The sequence below is a fragment of the Rhodococcus sp. 008 genome, assembly GCF_001682295.1.
GTDB classification, from domain to species: Bacteria; Actinomycetota; Actinomycetes; order Mycobacteriales; family Mycobacteriaceae; genus Rhodococcus_F; species Rhodococcus_F qingshengii.
Genome location: NZ_CP012749.1, coordinates 4,622,881 through 4,638,515, shown reverse-complemented (window position 1 = coordinate 4,638,515; position 15,635 = coordinate 4,622,881). Strand labels below are relative to the sequence as shown.

General features: G+C 62.8%; 13 protein-coding genes and 1 tRNA gene. 7 read left to right on the top strand and 7 right to left on the bottom strand.

Going from position 1 to position 15,635, the window contains the following annotated elements; all coding sequences use genetic code 11:
- The first annotated feature begins 10 nt into the window (after nucleotides 1-10).
- Nucleotides 11-655 carry a GntR family transcriptional regulator gene (locus AOT96_RS21525; RefSeq protein ID WP_065352895.1) on the top strand — a complete coding sequence of 215 codons (645 nt, stop codon included), beginning with the start codon at nucleotides 11-13 and terminating at the stop codon, nucleotides 653-655.
- Nucleotides 656-659: 4 nt separating this feature from the next.
- Here the strand turns inward: AOT96_RS21525 and AOT96_RS21520 are convergent, their stop codons facing one another.
- Both AOT96_RS21520 and AOT96_RS21515 read right to left on the bottom strand, forming a co-directional pair.
- The gene (locus tag AOT96_RS21520; RefSeq protein WP_065352235.1) at nucleotides 660-1,436 is read right to left on the bottom strand and encodes an esterase/lipase family protein; all 777 of its coding nucleotides are present in this window, start codon (nucleotides 1,434-1,436) and stop codon (nucleotides 660-662) included.
- Between the two features lie 72 nt (nucleotides 1,437-1,508).
- Nucleotides 1,509-1,582 (bottom strand) — tRNA-Met (locus tag AOT96_RS21515).
- A 450-nt stretch (nucleotides 1,583-2,032) separates the two neighbouring features.
- Here AOT96_RS21515 and AOT96_RS21510 point away from each other — a divergent pair.
- The gene (locus AOT96_RS21510) at nucleotides 2,033-2,587 is read left to right on the top strand and encodes a transglycosylase family protein (protein ID WP_003942299.1); all 555 of its coding nucleotides are present in this window, start codon (nucleotides 2,033-2,035) and stop codon (nucleotides 2,585-2,587) included.
- Between the two features lie 88 nt (nucleotides 2,588-2,675).
- Here the strand turns inward: AOT96_RS21510 and AOT96_RS21505 are convergent, their stop codons facing one another.
- Nucleotides 2,676-5,651, bottom strand: coding sequence for a UPF0182 family protein (locus AOT96_RS21505; protein WP_065352894.1), 2,976 nt, complete (start codon nucleotides 5,649-5,651; stop codon nucleotides 2,676-2,678).
- Between the two features lie 168 nt (nucleotides 5,652-5,819).
- Between AOT96_RS21505 and AOT96_RS21500 the strand changes: the two genes are divergently transcribed.
- Nucleotides 5,820-6,422: a PPA1309 family protein gene (locus AOT96_RS21500; RefSeq protein ID WP_019747831.1), complete on the top strand. Its 603-nt coding sequence runs from the start codon at nucleotides 5,820-5,822 to the stop codon at nucleotides 6,420-6,422.
- A gap of 26 nt (nucleotides 6,423-6,448) precedes the next feature.
- Here the strand turns inward: AOT96_RS21500 and AOT96_RS21495 are convergent, their stop codons facing one another.
- On the bottom strand, nucleotides 6,449-7,471 hold the full coding sequence (locus AOT96_RS21495; protein WP_037130086.1) for a YlbL family protein: 1,023 nt from the start codon (nucleotides 7,469-7,471) through the stop codon (nucleotides 6,449-6,451).
- A gap of 123 nt (nucleotides 7,472-7,594) precedes the next feature.
- On the opposite strand from AOT96_RS21495, the gene AOT96_RS21490 reads away from it, so the two are divergent.
- The 3 genes from AOT96_RS21490 (at nucleotide 7,595) to AOT96_RS21480 (ending at nucleotide 11,356) form a co-directional block, all read left to right on the top strand.
- Nucleotides 7,595-8,995 carry a zinc-dependent metalloprotease gene (locus tag AOT96_RS21490; protein WP_003942352.1) on the top strand — a complete coding sequence of 467 codons (1,401 nt, stop codon included), beginning with the start codon at nucleotides 7,595-7,597 and terminating at the stop codon, nucleotides 8,993-8,995.
- Between the two features lie 98 nt (nucleotides 8,996-9,093).
- On the top strand, nucleotides 9,094-10,008 hold the full coding sequence (locus tag AOT96_RS21485) for a hypothetical protein (protein ID WP_065352234.1): 915 nt from the start codon (nucleotides 9,094-9,096) through the stop codon (nucleotides 10,006-10,008).
- Between the two features lie 4 nt (nucleotides 10,009-10,012).
- The gene (locus tag AOT96_RS21480; protein WP_192712539.1) at nucleotides 10,013-11,356 is read left to right on the top strand and encodes an ABC1 kinase family protein; all 1,344 of its coding nucleotides are present in this window, start codon (nucleotides 10,013-10,015) and stop codon (nucleotides 11,354-11,356) included.
- A gap of 26 nt (nucleotides 11,357-11,382) precedes the next feature.
- Here AOT96_RS21480 and AOT96_RS21475 read toward each other — a convergent pair whose 3' ends face one another.
- Nucleotides 11,383-11,706 (bottom strand): WhiB family transcriptional regulator, encoded by a 324-nt coding sequence (locus AOT96_RS21475; protein WP_003942321.1) that lies wholly within the window; start codon nucleotides 11,704-11,706, stop codon nucleotides 11,383-11,385.
- Between the two features lie 513 nt (nucleotides 11,707-12,219).
- A complete protein-coding gene (locus AOT96_RS21470) occupies nucleotides 12,220-14,358 on the bottom strand; it encodes an ATP-dependent DNA helicase UvrD2 (protein ID WP_003942300.1) in 2,139 nt (712 codons plus the stop codon).
- A gap of 103 nt (nucleotides 14,359-14,461) precedes the next feature.
- On the opposite strand from AOT96_RS21470, the gene AOT96_RS21465 reads away from it, so the two are divergent.
- Nucleotides 14,462-14,719 (top strand): mycoredoxin, encoded by a 258-nt coding sequence (locus tag AOT96_RS21465; protein ID WP_003942350.1) that lies wholly within the window; start codon nucleotides 14,462-14,464, stop codon nucleotides 14,717-14,719.
- Nucleotides 14,720-14,733: 14 nt separating this feature from the next.
- On the opposite strand, the gene nudC is transcribed toward AOT96_RS21465, so the two are convergent.
- Entirely contained in the window at nucleotides 14,734-15,633 is a 900-nt protein-coding gene (nudC, locus tag AOT96_RS21460; protein WP_007731249.1) for an NAD(+) diphosphatase, read from the bottom strand.
- Between the last annotated feature and the right edge of the window lie 2 nt (nucleotides 15,634-15,635).

Here is a 15,635-nt window from a genome sequence, read left to right as displayed (position 1 = left end):
TGAGGACAAGATGACCACCACCGAACGAGCTTTGCTCACCGAGTCCGTGCACGAGACGCTTCGCGAACTGATCTTTTCGGGCGAGCTGGCGCCGGGGACACCACTGAGTGTTCCCGCGCTGGCGAGCAAGCTCAATGTCAGTCGAACGCCGGTCCGCGAGGCCGTGCAGCAGTTGATCTACGAGGGCATCGCCGTCCACACACGGAATGCGGGTGCAAAAGTCGATTCGCTGGACGCGGAGTCTCTGCGCGCGGTCTTCGAGGTGCGTGAGGTACTCGACGGTCTCGCGGCGTTCAACGCGACGGCCAATGCCACGCACGAAACCGTGTCACAGCTGAACAAGATGGTGCAGGTGCAACGCGAACTTCTCGAGAGCCCGCCGGATCAGCGTCGGGATTCGAAGCTCGACCTCGAGTTTCACACCTTGATTCGTGAGACTGCATGCAATCACCCGCTCAGCGAAGCCCTGCATCGTCTGGACGGACAGTCACACCTCTACCGTTCGGACATGTGGAGCCTCGAGCTCAATCGGCGGACCGCCGTCACCGAGCACGCACGTATAGTCGCGGCCATCGAATCGGGTGACGCCTTGGGGGCGAGGACTGCCGCGAGCGCACACGTAGCCGGGCTACTCGTCCGAACAACCCGGACCTGAAGCTTTACCGAAATGACGGAAACAGCGTGTCAGGCCAGGTGATGTCGCCGTCGTTCTCGTCCACGAACGTACCGACACAGTCGCGCCCCAAAGCGCTGATCGCTCCCGAGATGACCTCTGGATGCTCGAGCTCGGTGAGGTGGTCTCCTCCGGTTCCGGCCCCGGGAACGCCATCGACGTACACCCGGCACTGGCCCCCGTCCAACCGACCGTCCGCCCACTCGCCCGAACTCTGCACCACCGAATAGTAGGCAGATCCAGGAGTGTCCTCACCGGTATTGAGCTTGGTGAGAACTTCGGAGAACATGCAGGTGTCGTAGCCGTCGGCAGGGCCTTGTACGCAGCCACCGGGGCTACCGTACTGTGGCGCACCGATAGCGACGAATGAATCCACTACTTCGGAGCCACCGAGGAACTTCGCGTAGTACCGGGAGCTCAGTCCACCCGCACTGTGCGCGATCACCCCGACGGAGTCAGCGCCGGTAGCGTAGGAGCGAATCGAATCCGCAATCAGCTCGGCGTCGGCCGCAATCATCTTGCCGGGTGCGTCGACGAAGTGTGTCTCGTAGCCCGCAGCGCTCAGTGCCTTGTCGAGGGCGCGGTAGGTCGCCTGGTGCGTTTCTCCCGAGTTGTAGAGCTGCTGCCCCGGAACGATGAAGACCACGCGCTTCGCATCGGTGATCCGCCCACCGGCGGCAGCGCTTCCTGCCGAGAACGCCAGAGCGGTGGTCACCAGCGAAGTAGTCACCGCCATCGCCAAGAGAATCTTCGAGAGTCGCACGTCGCCACCCTACGACGGCTGCGCACAAAAAAGACCGCCGCACTGGATTCCAGTGCGGCGGTCCTTTTCTAGTAGCGGGGACAGGATTTGAACCTGCGACCTCTGGGTTATGAGCCCAGCGAGCTACCGAGCTGCTCCACCCCGCGATGCATGGACAAAGTTACACGAGCAGGTGAACGGAACGCAAATCGCCTGCGCTGGAGCGAAATACACGCCTGAAAGTCGAAGAATCGGGTGACTGGGTTCACAAAATGCCCGTGAGCATCAACACATAACAAGCATGTAACGAACGTACGTCGAAACGGCATCGGAAAGGCTCTACCAGCACAAACGCTAAAATTTTGGGTCGAGAGCAGACCAGACAGTCCGGAAAATTGCGAATCGACCCTCGTTCGACGCTCCCGTACGGTCGGTCCCGGCCCGAATCAACCGGGCGAACGCCGACCCGCCGCTGCTCCACTCTGCCCCGCGGGATCGGAACCCCCGAAACCTTCGAGGGGCAGAGACACGGAGAGACAAGCGCCCGGGAAAGTCAGCATCATCGCCGACCCGCAGGCCCGCCGATGTCAGCAAGCGCGGAGAGGATTTACCCCGACATGACGTACACCAGCATCAGCAAGCGTGCATTCGGCACATTGGCAGTAGCCGGCGCACTTGTCGCAGTGCCCCTCACCATGAGCACCGGCACCGCTTCCGCAGCCACCCACAACTGGGACGGCGTCGCACAGTGCGAGAGCGGTGGCGACTGGAACATCAACACCGGAAACGGCTACTACGGCGGCCTGCAGTTCTCGCAGAGCACCTGGACCGCCAACGGTGGCACCGGCTCGCCCGCCAACGCTTCCAAGGAAGAGCAGATCCGCGTCGCCGAGAACACCCTGCAGAGCCAGGGCCCCGGCGCATGGCCCGTCTGCGGCCAGCGTCTGACCGTCGCGAGCGAGCCTGCAGTCGAAGAAGCTCCCGCCGCAGCGCCGGCTCCCGTCGCCGAGGCACCCGCAGTTGCTCCCGCCATCGAGATCCCGGCCGAGCTCAAGCCCGCCGCACAGCAGGCTTACGACACGGCTCGTGACCTCGCCGGCCAGTACGGCTTCGCCGCACAGTTCCAGCAGCTCTCCGATGCCAACGCACCGATCGTTGCAGCACTGCGCTGATTCAGCTCGTACAGCTTCACCTGAGAACACAAGAAGGCCCGCCATCCGATCGGATGGCGGGCCTTCTGTGACTCACGAACGAGGTCGACTAACTGGGCGGCAGCGCCTGGTAAGCGTCAACCGCCTTCTGCAGGCGATCCAGCGCGGCTCCGTAACCACTGAAGTCACCAGTCTGTTGCGCAGACTTCAATGCATCCATGGCAGCGTTGACCTCTGCCAGAGCCTTCGACACATCTTCCGATGATGCCGGACCTGTAGGCGTCGTCGGCGCCGTCGGCGCGGGGGTGGTCCCGGTTCCCGCCGGCGGTTCCGTCGTGGCAGTTCCACCCGGTGCGGTGGCAGCACCCGCGGCTCCACCATTGTCGAAGACCTGATCGAGCGCCTCGGCCAACGTGGATGCGTAACCGACACGAACCCTGCTGCCAGCCTTCGCAGACTCCTGGTAACTCACCAGAACTCGGGAAAGCTGCGGGAACGAAGTCGTCGTGTTACTTCGCTCGGTATACATGGGTTCGACGTAGAGAATTCCACCCTCTGCGATCGGCAAGGCCAACTGGTTGCCGTATCGGATCGTGTTGGTTCTCTCCAGCAGTGCCTTCTCCGAGCCCACGCGAGCATCCGAGATCATCGAGTTCTGTGACTGTGACGGACCCTGCGTCTGTTTGTTGACGGGCAACTGCAGAACAGTGATCTTGCCGTAGTCCTTCGGATCCGAATTGACGGTGATGTAAGCCGACAGGAAGTCTCGCTGGAATCCCACCATCGGACTTGTGAGCCGGAACGACGGCGCGCCGGTTTCCTGGTCCCCTACCATCACGTAGTACGGCGGTTCATTTTCCTTCGAATTCTCCACCGTCGGCTCGTTGGGCACCGACCAGAAAGCGTTGTTGGTGAAGAACTCGGTCGGATTGTCGACGTGGTACTTCGCCAACATTTCCCGCTGAACCTTGAACAGGTCTTCGGGATAGCGGAAGTGTGCCCGCAGATCGTCCGAGATGTCACTCTGCGGCTTGACCGTGTCCGGGAACACACCCTTCCACGCATTGAGTACCGGGTCGTTGTCGTCGACCTGATAGAGCGTCACGGTGCCGTCGTAGGCATCGACGGTTGCCTTGACCGAGTTGCGGATGTACGAGACTTCCTTCTTCGGCAACAAACGACCGGTCGTTGCATCCACACTGTCCGCGACCAGTCCGTCCAGCGAACTGCGCTGTGCGTACGGGTAGTTCTCCAGCGTGGTGTACGCATCGACGATCCAGACGATCTTGCCGTCGACTGCGGCCGGGTACGCATCTCCGTCAGTGGTCAACCACGGAGCAACCTGACCGACGCGATCGCGAGGATCACGGTTGTAGATGATCTTGGAATCCGAACCGACGGCACCCGAGAAGAGAATGTTCCTCTCCGTGTACTTCGCCGCGAAAGCCAAGCGATTGACCCAGTTTCCGATGGAGACGCCGCCGGAACCGGTGTAGGTGTACTTGGTCTGCTCCGTGTCGTATTCGCGGGCTTCCGAACCACCGGCACCACCGACGATTGCGTAGTCGTCAGCGCCTTGACCGATGACCTCGCCGTAGTAGATGCGCGGTTGATCGACCTTGATGACCTGTGTCCCCGCGTCCTGCGAGGCGATGTCGCTGACCGTGTAGATCGGGTAGCCCGCATTGTTGTTGTTCGCGTTGTCCTTCGTCGGGTCCAGGACCGGCGCAGTGATCTTGTTCGCCGGAGCGGCCACCAAGCCGTCGCCGTGGGTGTAGACCGTGTGCTTGTTGATCCAGTCCGTCTGGTTTCCCTGCAGGTTGTTCGGTGAGATCTCACGCGCCGCCACGATGTAGTCGCGCATCTCACCGTCGATGTCGTAGCGATCGATGTCGAGCGAGGGCGGGAACCCGTAGAAGTTCTGACGCTGTTGCTGCTGGGTGAAAGTGGGCGACAGAATGTTCGGATCGAGAAGACGAGCATTGGCAATAGTGGTGACGTCTGCCGGCACTTCGCGCGGAATTGCGTCGCCGTCACCCGAGTAAGGCTGATATCTGACCTTGTCGTCCGTGATTCCGTAGGCCTGCCTGGTGGCCGCGATGTTCCGCTCGATGTACGTACTCTCCTTGTCCGCCGCGTTGGGCTTGACGGAGAACTGCTCGACGATCATCGGCCAGACTGCGCCAACGAGCACGGACGAGAGAACCAACAGAGCAACGGCCATAGCCGGGATACGAAGGTCGCGGGTGAAGATCGCAGCGAAGAAAGCCAAAGCACAGATGATCGCGATGGACATCAATATCAGCTTTGCCGGGAGCACAGCCATGATGTCCGTGTACCCGGGGCCGGTGAACGTCGGCTCTTTACGGCCGCTCGAAAGCAACGAGTAGCGATCGAGCCAGTAGGCGACGGCCTTCAACAGCACGAAAGTGCCGGCCAGAACAGCCAACTGCACACGAGCGGCGGTAGTGAACGTCCCCGCTCGTCCGGCCAATTTGATTCCACCGAAAACGTAGTGGGTGATCAGATTTGCCACGAAAGCCAGCAGGATCGAGACGAACAACCAGTTGAGAACGAAACGGTAGAACGGCAGATCGAACGTGTAGAAGCTGACGTCCATGTTGAACTGCGGATCGGTGATACCGAATGCCTGGCCGTTGAGGAACAACTGGATAGTGACCCAGTTGGCCTGCGCGATGAGACCGGACAGGATGCCGATCGCTACCGGAATGATCACGCCGAACAGACGAAGACGCGACATGACGGTGGTGCGGTAGCGCGCGATCGGATCATTGGGTCCGGAGACCGGGACGAACACCGGGCGTGCGCGGTACGCGAGAAGCATCGCGAGCCACACGATGGCGCCGACGACAATTCCGACGACCAGGAAGAGCACGAATCGCGTCAGCAGAACCTTGGTGAAGACACCGCGGAAGCCGACTTCGCCGAACCACAACCAGTCCGTGTACATGCCGATCAGTCGCGGCCCCACGAGCAGCAAGGCCGCCACTACGACAGCCACCACCAACAAGATTCGACTGCGTCTGGACAGAGAGGGTAAACCTGCGGGGGGCCGCATGCCCACGTGCCACGCTCCAAGATTTGGCGACGCCGTGGCGTCGCAACCGATTGCATCGATCACTGCGGCCACGCCCGAGTGGACTTGGCCGTTTCCGACCACTCTACGTAACAACGGTCACGGGTTGACAACACGGAGAGCTGGGAGCCGGACAGAAGGTGGGAGGATGAACGCGTGAGTGAAGAGAATATGAGCAGATCACCGAGTGCCCTCGCCCGGTGCGTTCATGAAGTTGTCGACCACATCGACGCCGAAGGCTGGGATCAGCCTCCGAAGCTGTACGCGTTGGTACCCACCGAAATGCTCGCCGCGGCCGAACCCGGACTGCTCGACCAACTCGCCGAGGGCGCCGAATACACACCGATCGAACAGGAATCGCTTCCCGAGGACATCATCGGCGGTTCACGGGCACTCGACGAGTTCCTGGCGACGACGCATTGGCCCGAGTCCGTGCAGGGTTGCATCCTGGTGCAGGAGATCGTCGTCCTGCCGCCCGAGGCGGAATCGGATCTCGATCACGCCACGGCGCCGGTATTGACCGATCAGCATGCTGCGGACGAGGTCGCGCGACTGACGGCCAACGCGCATCCCGATCGACGCGAGGCTCGACTGTTCGTCGGAGTGCTCCGTGACGGTCCCTCGCTGTCGCTCCTACAGATGCGTCCCGACGAGGATGCGGATCCGTACGGTGACTTGGAACTGCTCACCTACGACGGTCTTGCACCTCACCTCGTGCACGCCCTGTACGCGACGCTCGACGAGGTCGAAGAAGACTGACATAGTCGTCGGCGGCCAGGCAGCCTTCAGCAGCGGGGTGCGTCGCCGCCCGTGTTGAGGCTCTCGAGTGAGTCCACTGCGCCGGGCAGGTTGTCGACCTTGACGAGTCGAAGCCCGTCCGGCGCATTCTGTTTCGCCTCGTCACAGTTCTGGGCCGGCACGAGGAAGGTCTCAGCACCGGCTTCGGACGCGGCGATCAACTTGTACCTGATGCCGCCGATCGGACCGACCTCGCCGTCGGAGTCGATGGTGCCCGTTCCGGCTACGAACTTTCCGCCGTTGAGCTCCCCCGGAGTCAGCTTGTCGACCAAGGCCAGTGTGAACATCAGTCCGGCAGAAGGACCGCCGATGTCGGCGAGATTGAACTGCACGGTGAAGGGAACGTCCGGGACCTCGCTGGGTGTGACGCCGAGGTAACCCGATTCGGGCTTGTTGGGCCGCGCCCCGACGGTGACCGGCACAACGGTCTCCACACCCTCACGAAGGACGGTGACGTCGATCGCGGTGCCGGGCGCGATCGCACCGACCGTGTCCTGAACGCCGGTGATGGTGGTTACCGGAGTGTCGCCGATCTTGACCAGGACGTCGCCTTCTTGCAGGGCACCCGCAGCGGGACCGTCCGGAGTCACCTTCGAAACAGTCAGTGCCACCGGCTTGCCGAGAAAGTGCAGTGCCGCCAACTCGGCACTGTCCTCGGATTGCTGGAAGTCGGCCGTGTTGGCCTGCTGAATCTCTTCCTTCGACTTCTCGGGCGGATAGATCTCCGAGCGAGGGACGAGTCCGTTGCTGCCACTCGCCCACAGTCCGAACGCTTCGAAGATGTTGAGGCCGTCGCGAACCGACACCGTTGTCATGTTGAGGTTGCCGTCGGTGGGATCGACCTCGGTCCCCTGGATGTCTACGACGGGCTTACCGTCGACGTCGCCGAGCGTGTTGAAGGTGGGGCCCGGACCGAGTGCGACATAAGGAACAGTGACCATTGTTCCGACGACTCCCAACACGACGATGGGTGCGAGTGCGGCCAAGAGCGTCACTATCCGTCGATTCACCTGATCCAGAGTAAAGCGCGAAGGCTCCGGAGCACCGATCGCACCGCCTGAGCGCCGTGCGTGTTCGCCGTCAGCGTGACTCGGAGGGCGACTCCGACCGCTCGAGCCTTGTACCGTTGAGGTATGAGCAATATGCCGTTCGGCTTCTCCAACTCCGACGACGATCCCGATCGCGACAAGAACGCGGCGGGTGGCAATCCGTTCGGGGGTGGTGACATGCCGTTCGGGTTCGGCGCGGGCGGTGAGGGATTCGATCCGGCTCAGCTCGGCCAGATGCTCACCCAGTTCGGGCAGATGCTGAGCGGAATGGGCTCGTCGATGGGCCAGGGCGGTACGTCCGGCCCGGTCAACTACGACATCGCCAAGAAGCTGGCACGCCAACAGATCGGATCGGTCACACCGATCACCGAGGGCAACGTCAAGGCGATCGCCGACGCCGCGCACCTGGCCGAGATGTGGCTGGACGCCGCGACAACGCTCCCTGCCGGAGCGAGCCGCACTCTTGCGTGGACTCCGAACGACTGGCTCGACAACACGATCGACACGTGGAAGCGACTCTGTGATCCGGTGGCCGAGAAGGTAGCGGGCATGTGGGTCCAGGGTCTTCCGGCCGAAGCACAGCAGATGGCTGGCCCGATGCTGGGCATGCTCGGCCAGATGGGCGGACTCGCGTTCGGCTCGCAATTGGGCCAGGCACTCGGCCAACTGTCCACCGAGGTGCTCTCCTCCACTGACATCGGCCTGCCCCTCGGCCCCGAAGGCACCGCGGCCCTTCTCCCGGCTGCGGTTCAGGCTTTCAGTGAGGGTCTCGAACAGCCGCATCAGGAAGTTCTGGTCTTCCTCGCCGCGCGGGAAGCCGCTCATCAGCGCCTTTACAGTCACGTTCCGTGGCTGCGCCAGCGTGTTCTCGCGACAGTGGAGGAATACGCCCGCGGAATCACCATGGACTTCTCGGCGATGGAAGAATTCGCCAAGGACCTCGATCCATCCGCTCTCACCGATCCGAGCAAGCTCGAAGCGCTGATGCAGCAGGGCACGTTCGAGCCGCAGAACACACCGGAGCAGAAAGCCGCTCTCGAACGTCTCGAGACTCTGCTTGCGCTGGTCGAGGGTTGGGTGGAGACGGTCGTCACCGCCGCACTCGGCGAGCGACTGCCTGGTGTTGCCGCGATGAGTGAGACGTTGCGGCGTCGCCGCGCTACCGGCGGCCCCGCCGAACAGACCTTTGCGACGCTGGTCGGACTCGAACTTCGTCCTCGCAAGGTCCGTGAAGCGGCCGGTTTGTGGCAGAAGCTCACTGCGGAAGCCGGTATGGACGTTCGCGACGGCGTCTGGTCGCATCCCGACCTGATGCCCGATTCGAGCGATCTCGACGCACCGGACGGATTTGTCGCCCGTGTCCTCGGCGCCGGCGAAGCCGGTAATTTCGACGACCCGATAGCCCAGCTCGAAGCCGTCGTGGCAAAAGAGCGCGCGGCCGAGGAAGCGATGGACAAGACCCGCGAGGACGACGAAGAGAAGTAATCTCTTCTCGACACATTTTCGCAGATCAGCCGCGATGACGGCCTGTGGATAACTGCCGCTGACGTGGACTCGCCGAGGGCCCGTCGTGCCAGCATCGAATGATGACCGGTCACACACACGACAACACCAGACAAGACAGCACTTCACAGCGATCCGCGGGACCTCGATGGGACCCGCGGATCGCTGTTCTGTCGCGCCCGGATGGTCGACTGCAGCTGGGATGGACCCCCGGACGTGCCGTCCTGCTGACTCTGCCTGTCGGGGTCGACGATCGCGCGGTGAAGTCGATCCTGCGCAAAATGGACGGCTCGAGATCCCGCGCAAACATCCTCTGGGAAGCGTCGAGGCGCGGGATTCCCACATCCGTGACGGAGGAGTTGCTTGAGCAACTCGCCGATTCCGGTTTCGTCCACACTGCCCGCAGAAGCACCGCGACGGTCCGGATTCACGGTGTCGGTCCGCTCTCTGACGCCATCGAGCGCGCACTGGTCACCGGCGGGGTCAGCACGCGTCGCTCGCGCGGGTATCGCAACACCGACGTCGTGCGCACGTGGAACGAACAACTGGTGGTCCTGAGCGACGACGTCGTAACTGATCCTCGTCTGGTCAGCGATCTCGTTCGCTGTGGATTCCCCCACCTTTCCGTCCGCATCCGCGACGGCAACGGTGTGGTCGGTCCTCTTGTCCTGCCTGGTCAGTCGAGTTGCCTGCGGTGCGCAGACATCCTCCGATCCGAACTCGACCCTCATTGGCTTCATCTGTCCGCGCAGCTACTCGGCAGCGCAGGCCACGCGGAATCGGCGATGATCCATGCAAGTGTCGCGCTGGCCCTGGCCGAGATCGACTCCGCATTATCGGAGACAGCGGCGACGCATGCGGCGAGTCTGTCGTCGACGCTCGAGATCGCGCTCCGTCCGTATCGGATCACAACCAGGCGCTGGCCTCGGCAAATATCCTGCAGTTGCCAATACCTGGCACCTGTTTCGGGCAAAGGACGCCCCAGTCAGACATGATGGTGTGGTGTCCGAGATCCCACGCAAGAGTTCTGCCCGTACTGCCAAACTCGCGAGCATCCCCCTGGGGATGGCCGGTCGCGCCGCCATGGGCTTCGGACGCAAGCTCGCCGGCGGCGACAAAGGCGAGATCGACGCGCAGTTGAGCGCGAAGGCGGCCGAGCAACTGTTCGCGGTGCTGGGCGAACTCAAGGGCGGCGCGATGAAGCTGGGCCAAGCGCTCAGCGTCATGGAGGCGGCAATTCCGGAGGAATTCGCCGAGCCATACCGCGAGTCGCTGAACAAGCTCCAGGCCGCCGCCCCGCCGCTGCCGACCAAGCAAGTACACAAGATGCTCGACCAGCAACTCGGAACCAAGTGGCGCGACCGATTCCAGTCGTTCGACGATGAACCGACCGCGTCGGCAAGCATCGGGCAGGTTCACCGAGCCGTCTGGGCGGACGGCCGCGACGTAGCCGTGAAAGTTCAGTACCCCGGCGCCGACGAAGCTCTACGCGCCGATCTCAAGACCCTGGGCAGATTTGCCGGTCTCTTCGGTTCGGTCATGCCCGGTGTCGACGTACGGCCCGTGATCGAGGAGTTCACCGCGCGCACGGAGGAAGAACTCGACTATCGGATCGAGGCGAACAATCAGCGAGCTTTTGCCAACGAGTTCGACGGAGATCCCCAATTCGTGATCCCGCACGTCGTGGCGAGCGCGCCGAAAGTGGTCGTGACCGAATGGATGACGGCAACCCCGTTGACCAGAATCATCGAGAGTGGAACGCCGGAGCAGCGCAATGCGGCCGGTGCACTACTCGCCGAATTCCACTTCGCGTCTCCGGCCCGTGTCGGATTGCTCCACTGTGACCCGCACCCCGGCAATTTCATGCTTCTCGAGGACGGCCGACTCGGCGTCATCGACTTCGGTGCTGCTGCGCCGTTCCCGAACGGACTGCCACGGGTTCTCGGCACGATGGTGCGCTTGGCTGTCGAGGAACAATTCGACGAGTTGACGGAGTTGTTGCGCGCCAACGGTTTCGTGATCCCCGGACGCACGGTGACCGACAAGGAGATCGCGGATTACCTGCGACCCTTCACCGACCCGATCCAGACCGAGTCATTTCACTTCACTCGGGCATGGCTGCAAAAGGCCGCCGGAACCGCCACTGACTTCAACAGTGCGCAGTTCCGAACGGCCCGTGCACTCAACCTTCCGGCCGAGTATTTGATGATCTTCCGTGTTCTTCTCGGTTCGGTCGGCATATGCGCCCAGTTGGACGCATATGCCCCGTACATGGAAATCCTGACTCGTTGGTTGCCAGGGTTCGCGGAGCCGGTTCTGGATGACACCGGCTCCGCCGACTAAGACACCGGCTCCGCCGAATAGGGCTCTCACGCGCACACAAGTTGCTTGCGTGGGCGCCCTCTCGGTCTCTTGCGCGCTATGACGGCCCCCTGATCGAGGATCTCGCCGCCCCACACCCCCCATGGCTCGGCGCGGTCGAGAGCCGCACTGAGACAACGGGAACGGATGGGGCACTGCGCGCACAGTGCCTTGGCCTGCTCGAGTTCGGCCGGAGCTTCGGCGAACCAGAGATCGGGGTTGGATGCCCGGCACGGCAGGTCGCGGCGGGTGGACGCGACCTCGATGAACGTGACTGCAGCCGAAGTGACGTCGGTGGAAGTTACTGCAGTGGTGGAGTTTTCGGATTCCACGCGGATTGTCTGGGCAGACAACTCGGTCTCCTAGTGCTCGGATGCGAAACTGTGTCGCACGATATGGGTTCGATGGGTGCGAACCTGAGCCGAGTCGGAAACCAGATGAAGAGGGCTATCCAACACAAAGGCCACGGTCCGCAGGGGCTGCGGGTCCGTGGCCGTAAGTGAACGGATGTGTCCTACCGAGAAATACCTCGATGGCTTAAGAACACGGACTCGACAGCTGCTTTCTTTGCTGCTGCTTGAGGGCGCAGGCGGAACGCATGCTGCGCCCATCCCGCTGCACGCGGCAGCATGGGGGCGGCAACAGCGAACTTTGCGCTTGCGCACGCTTCGTAAGAGATCAAGTTCGTCATTTTTTTGCCACCTCCATTTCGTGTCGGTCCGGATAGTTTCTGCGCACAGGTTGCCCCGTAACACTGAAAACCAGAGTAGAGAATCTGCCGAATCTGCACAACCTATTTTTGACCTGCGGTTATGTAACTCACCGTTGTCGATTCGGATGTGTTGTCAGATATCGAGTGTTGCCGCACGCAGTTCGCCGCGAATGACAGCTAGTACGTCTTCCCCGAAGTTGTCGAGTTTCTTCGGCCCGATTCCAGGGATCGAAACCAGTCCACGATTGTCTTGTGGTCGTTGTTCGGCAATAGCCATCAATGTGTTGTCACTGAAGACGACATAGGCCGGAACTTTGAGTTCTCGGGACTTGTCCAGACGCCAGGCCTTGAGGTGCTCGAGCAATTCCAGGTCGACATTGGACGGGCATTTTTCGCAGCGCCCGAGCATTGTCGCCGACGTCCCGATCAACGGTTTGCCGCAGACGCGGCAGCGCGGACGCTTCTTGTTCCCCGACGACGGCGCGGCAACGCGCGAAGCCGGTGAGTCCTCGGGGATGAGCCCGTTGAGGAACCTCGACCGGCGACGGGACTTGCGTCCCCCCTCATTGCGGGCCAATGCCCACGACAGCTGCAGATGCTCGCGAGCGCGAGTAACCCCCACGTAGAGAAGCCGACGCTCCTCCTCCACCGCGACGTCGTCGGCGCCCGAATTGGCGTCGCCGAGAACGTGTTGGATAGGCAGGGTGCCGTCGTTGAGGCCGACCAGGAACACCGCATCCCATTCGAGCCCCTTGGCCGCGTGGAGGGAGGCCAGCGTCACACCTTGCACGGTCGGTGGGTGCCGCGCCTCGGCTCGGGCCGTGAGCTCCTGTAGAAGCCCGGTGAGCGTCAGTTCAGGTTCGTGGACAAGTTGTTCTTCGGTGAGCGCCACGAGAGCCGAGAGCGACGCCCAGCGCTCGCGTGCCTGAGTACCCGAAGGCTCTTCGTTGGTCAGGCCGAGCGGCGCGAGCACAGCGCGGACGAGTGAGACCAGCGCTTCGCCGTTGTCTGCACCTTCGGGGAGGTCGTCGCGTCCAGCTGCCTGACGCAGCGCTGCCACCGCCTGACGTACCTCGGTGCGAGTGAAGAAGCCCTCTCCACCGCGCACCTGGAACGGAATGCCCAGCTTCGTCAGGGCCTGCTCGTGCGCCTCCGACTGAGCATTGATCCGGTACAGAACAGCGATCTCGGCCGCAGGGGTGCCTGCCGCGATCAGCCGTTTGATCGCCCGCGCAACGCCGAGTGCTTCGGCCGGCTCGTCGTCGAACTCCATGAACTCCGGCTCAGGCCCCGGCGCGCGTTGCCCGATCAGCTGCAGACGCGTCCCGGCGATCCGCCCGCGCGCGGCACCGATCACGCGGTTCGCCAACGACACGACCTCAGGGGTGGAGCGGTAATCCCGTTCGAGCCGAACGACGGTCGCTTCGGGGAATTTCCGGGAGAAGTCCAACAGATAGTTGGGGGTGGCTCCGGTGAAGGAGTAGATGGTCTGATTCGCATCGCCCACCACGGTCAGATCGTCTCGGTCGCCCAGCCAGGCGTCGAGCACACGCTGCTGCAGTGGGGTGACGTCCTGATACTCGTCCACGACGAAGCAGCGATACCGCTCGCGGAACTCGTCGGCGACTGTCGAATGCTCTTCGAGAGCTGCCGCCGTGTGCAGTAGGAGATCGTCGAAATCAAGCAGCATGCCGTCCTGGCCGCGTGCTTTCAGCTCTTCGTATGCGGCATACACCTGGGCCACCTTGGTGGCATCGACCGGTGCCTCACGGCGAATCTTGGCGATCGCGCGTGGGTAATCCTCCGGCGCGATCAGCGACGCCTTCGACCACTCGATTTCACTGGCGAGGTCGCGGACGCTTTCCGTGCTGGTGGACAATCCCACCCGGGCTGCGGCACTGCTGACAACGGCGAACTTTCGGTCCAGCAGACGCCACGGCGTGTCGCCGACAACCTGCGGCCAGAAGTACTTCAGTTGACGGAGAGCAGCAGCGTGAAAAGTTCGAGCCTGCACCTGCGGCCCACTCCCGCCGACGCCCAGCTCACGGAGACGTCCACGCATTTCCCCGGCCGCACGAGCGGTGAACGTCACGGCAAGCACCTGACCGGCCGACACGTGACCGTCGGCAACCAGATGAGCGATCCGGCGCGTGATGGTGCGGGTTTTGCCTGTTCCAGCGCCCGCGAGGACACATACCGGGCCGCGTGGCGCGAGCACGGCGGCCGATTGTTCTGGATCCAGTCCGGTGTCCGCAGGCATGGGGACCATCATGGCAGGACGTTCCGACACTCCATTCGCCGCGCCCGACGGTATGTGGGCAAGAGAACACGGGCCGATACGGAACAACGCTCTCGGTCGTGGTGTTATATCGGCCGTGACTTCTACCGAAAATGCGCCTGCCCTGACCATCTACTCGACCACGTGGTGCGGCTACTGCCGTCGCCTCAAGACGCAGCTCAACGCGTCGGGGATCGAGTACACCGAGATCGACATCGAGAACGATCCGGCAGCAGCCGATTTCGTCGGCAGCGTCAACGGTGGCAATCACGTCGTTCCGACCGTGAAGTACGGCGACGGCAGCGTTGCGACCAACCCGTCGCTCAACCAGGTCAAGCAGGCTCTGGGTCTGTAGACCTTCTCCGGCTGCTACTTGACCCAGCTCTCGAGCATTCCGCGAGCGATGGAGATCGACCCGGGCAGCAGCAGTGGCGCGTCCGCTTCCGAACCCCAGTCGCCGAGTTCGAGAGCGGCGCGCACCTCGTCCTTCGTGAACCAGGTGCCCTCGGCGATCTCGCCGTCCGCGAACAGCAGCGGAGCGGCGGGGTCGCCGATTGCGGCGAAGCCCAACATCACCGAGCGAGGGAACGGCCAGGGCTGGCTCCCGAGGTATCGAACGCTGTGCACGTCGATACCGACTTCTTCCTTGATCTCGCGGACAACACACGTTTCGAGTGACTCCCCGGCCTCGACGAATCCCGCGAGAATCGAGAAACGGCGCTGCGGCCAGGTCGGCTGACGCGCGAGTAGAACTCGATCGCCGCCGTCGTGCACCAGGCAGATGACCGCCGGATCCGTTCGGGGAAACTCCTCGTGGCCGGTGGACGTGGAAATGCGTGACCAGCCGGACATCGTGGGTTCACTCGGTGCGCCGTCGATAGCGCTGAATCCGGCACTGTCGTGCCAGTTGAGAATCGCGACGGCACCGGTCAACAAACCGGCGTCCGCGTCGTCGAGTGTTCCGCCGAGCATCCGCAATTCAGACAAAGTGCCCGCCAGCAGCGACACCCGCACCGCCCAGACGTGGCGATTCTCCCGAATTCCCAGGAAGACCGCGCCGCGCACCGGTTCGGGCCCCAACTCGGTTGCCTCGGCGAAGACCAATTGACCTTCCGGCGACACCTTGACCTGACCCCGTGAATTCACACGGAGGAGCAGTGCGTCCGCCCAACCCGTCGTCAGTGCAGCGGCGTCCGACCGCAATTCCTCGGCGCGGCCGACGCTCGAGCGTGAGAGCAGAGGTGTTTCGGTCAGCTGGAAGTCGTTCACGC

Excerpts from the sequence above, each read along its gene's own strand:
- AOT96_RS21510 (WP_003942299.1), top strand. The coding sequence starts at position 2,033 with ATGACGTACACCAGCATCAGCAAGCGTGCATTCGGCACATTGGCAGTA.
- AOT96_RS21485 (WP_065352234.1), top strand. The coding sequence starts at position 9,094 with ATGATGACCGGTCACACACACGACAACACCAGACAAGACAGCACTTCA.
- AOT96_RS21525 (WP_065352895.1), top strand. The coding sequence starts at position 11 with ATGACCACCACCGAACGAGCTTTGCTCACCGAGTCCGTGCACGAGACG.
- AOT96_RS21470 (WP_003942300.1), bottom strand. The coding sequence starts at position 14,358 with ATGATGGTCCCCATGCCTGCGGACACCGGACTGGATCCAGAACAATCG.
- AOT96_RS21490 (WP_003942352.1), top strand. The coding sequence starts at position 7,595 with ATGAGCAATATGCCGTTCGGCTTCTCCAACTCCGACGACGATCCCGAT.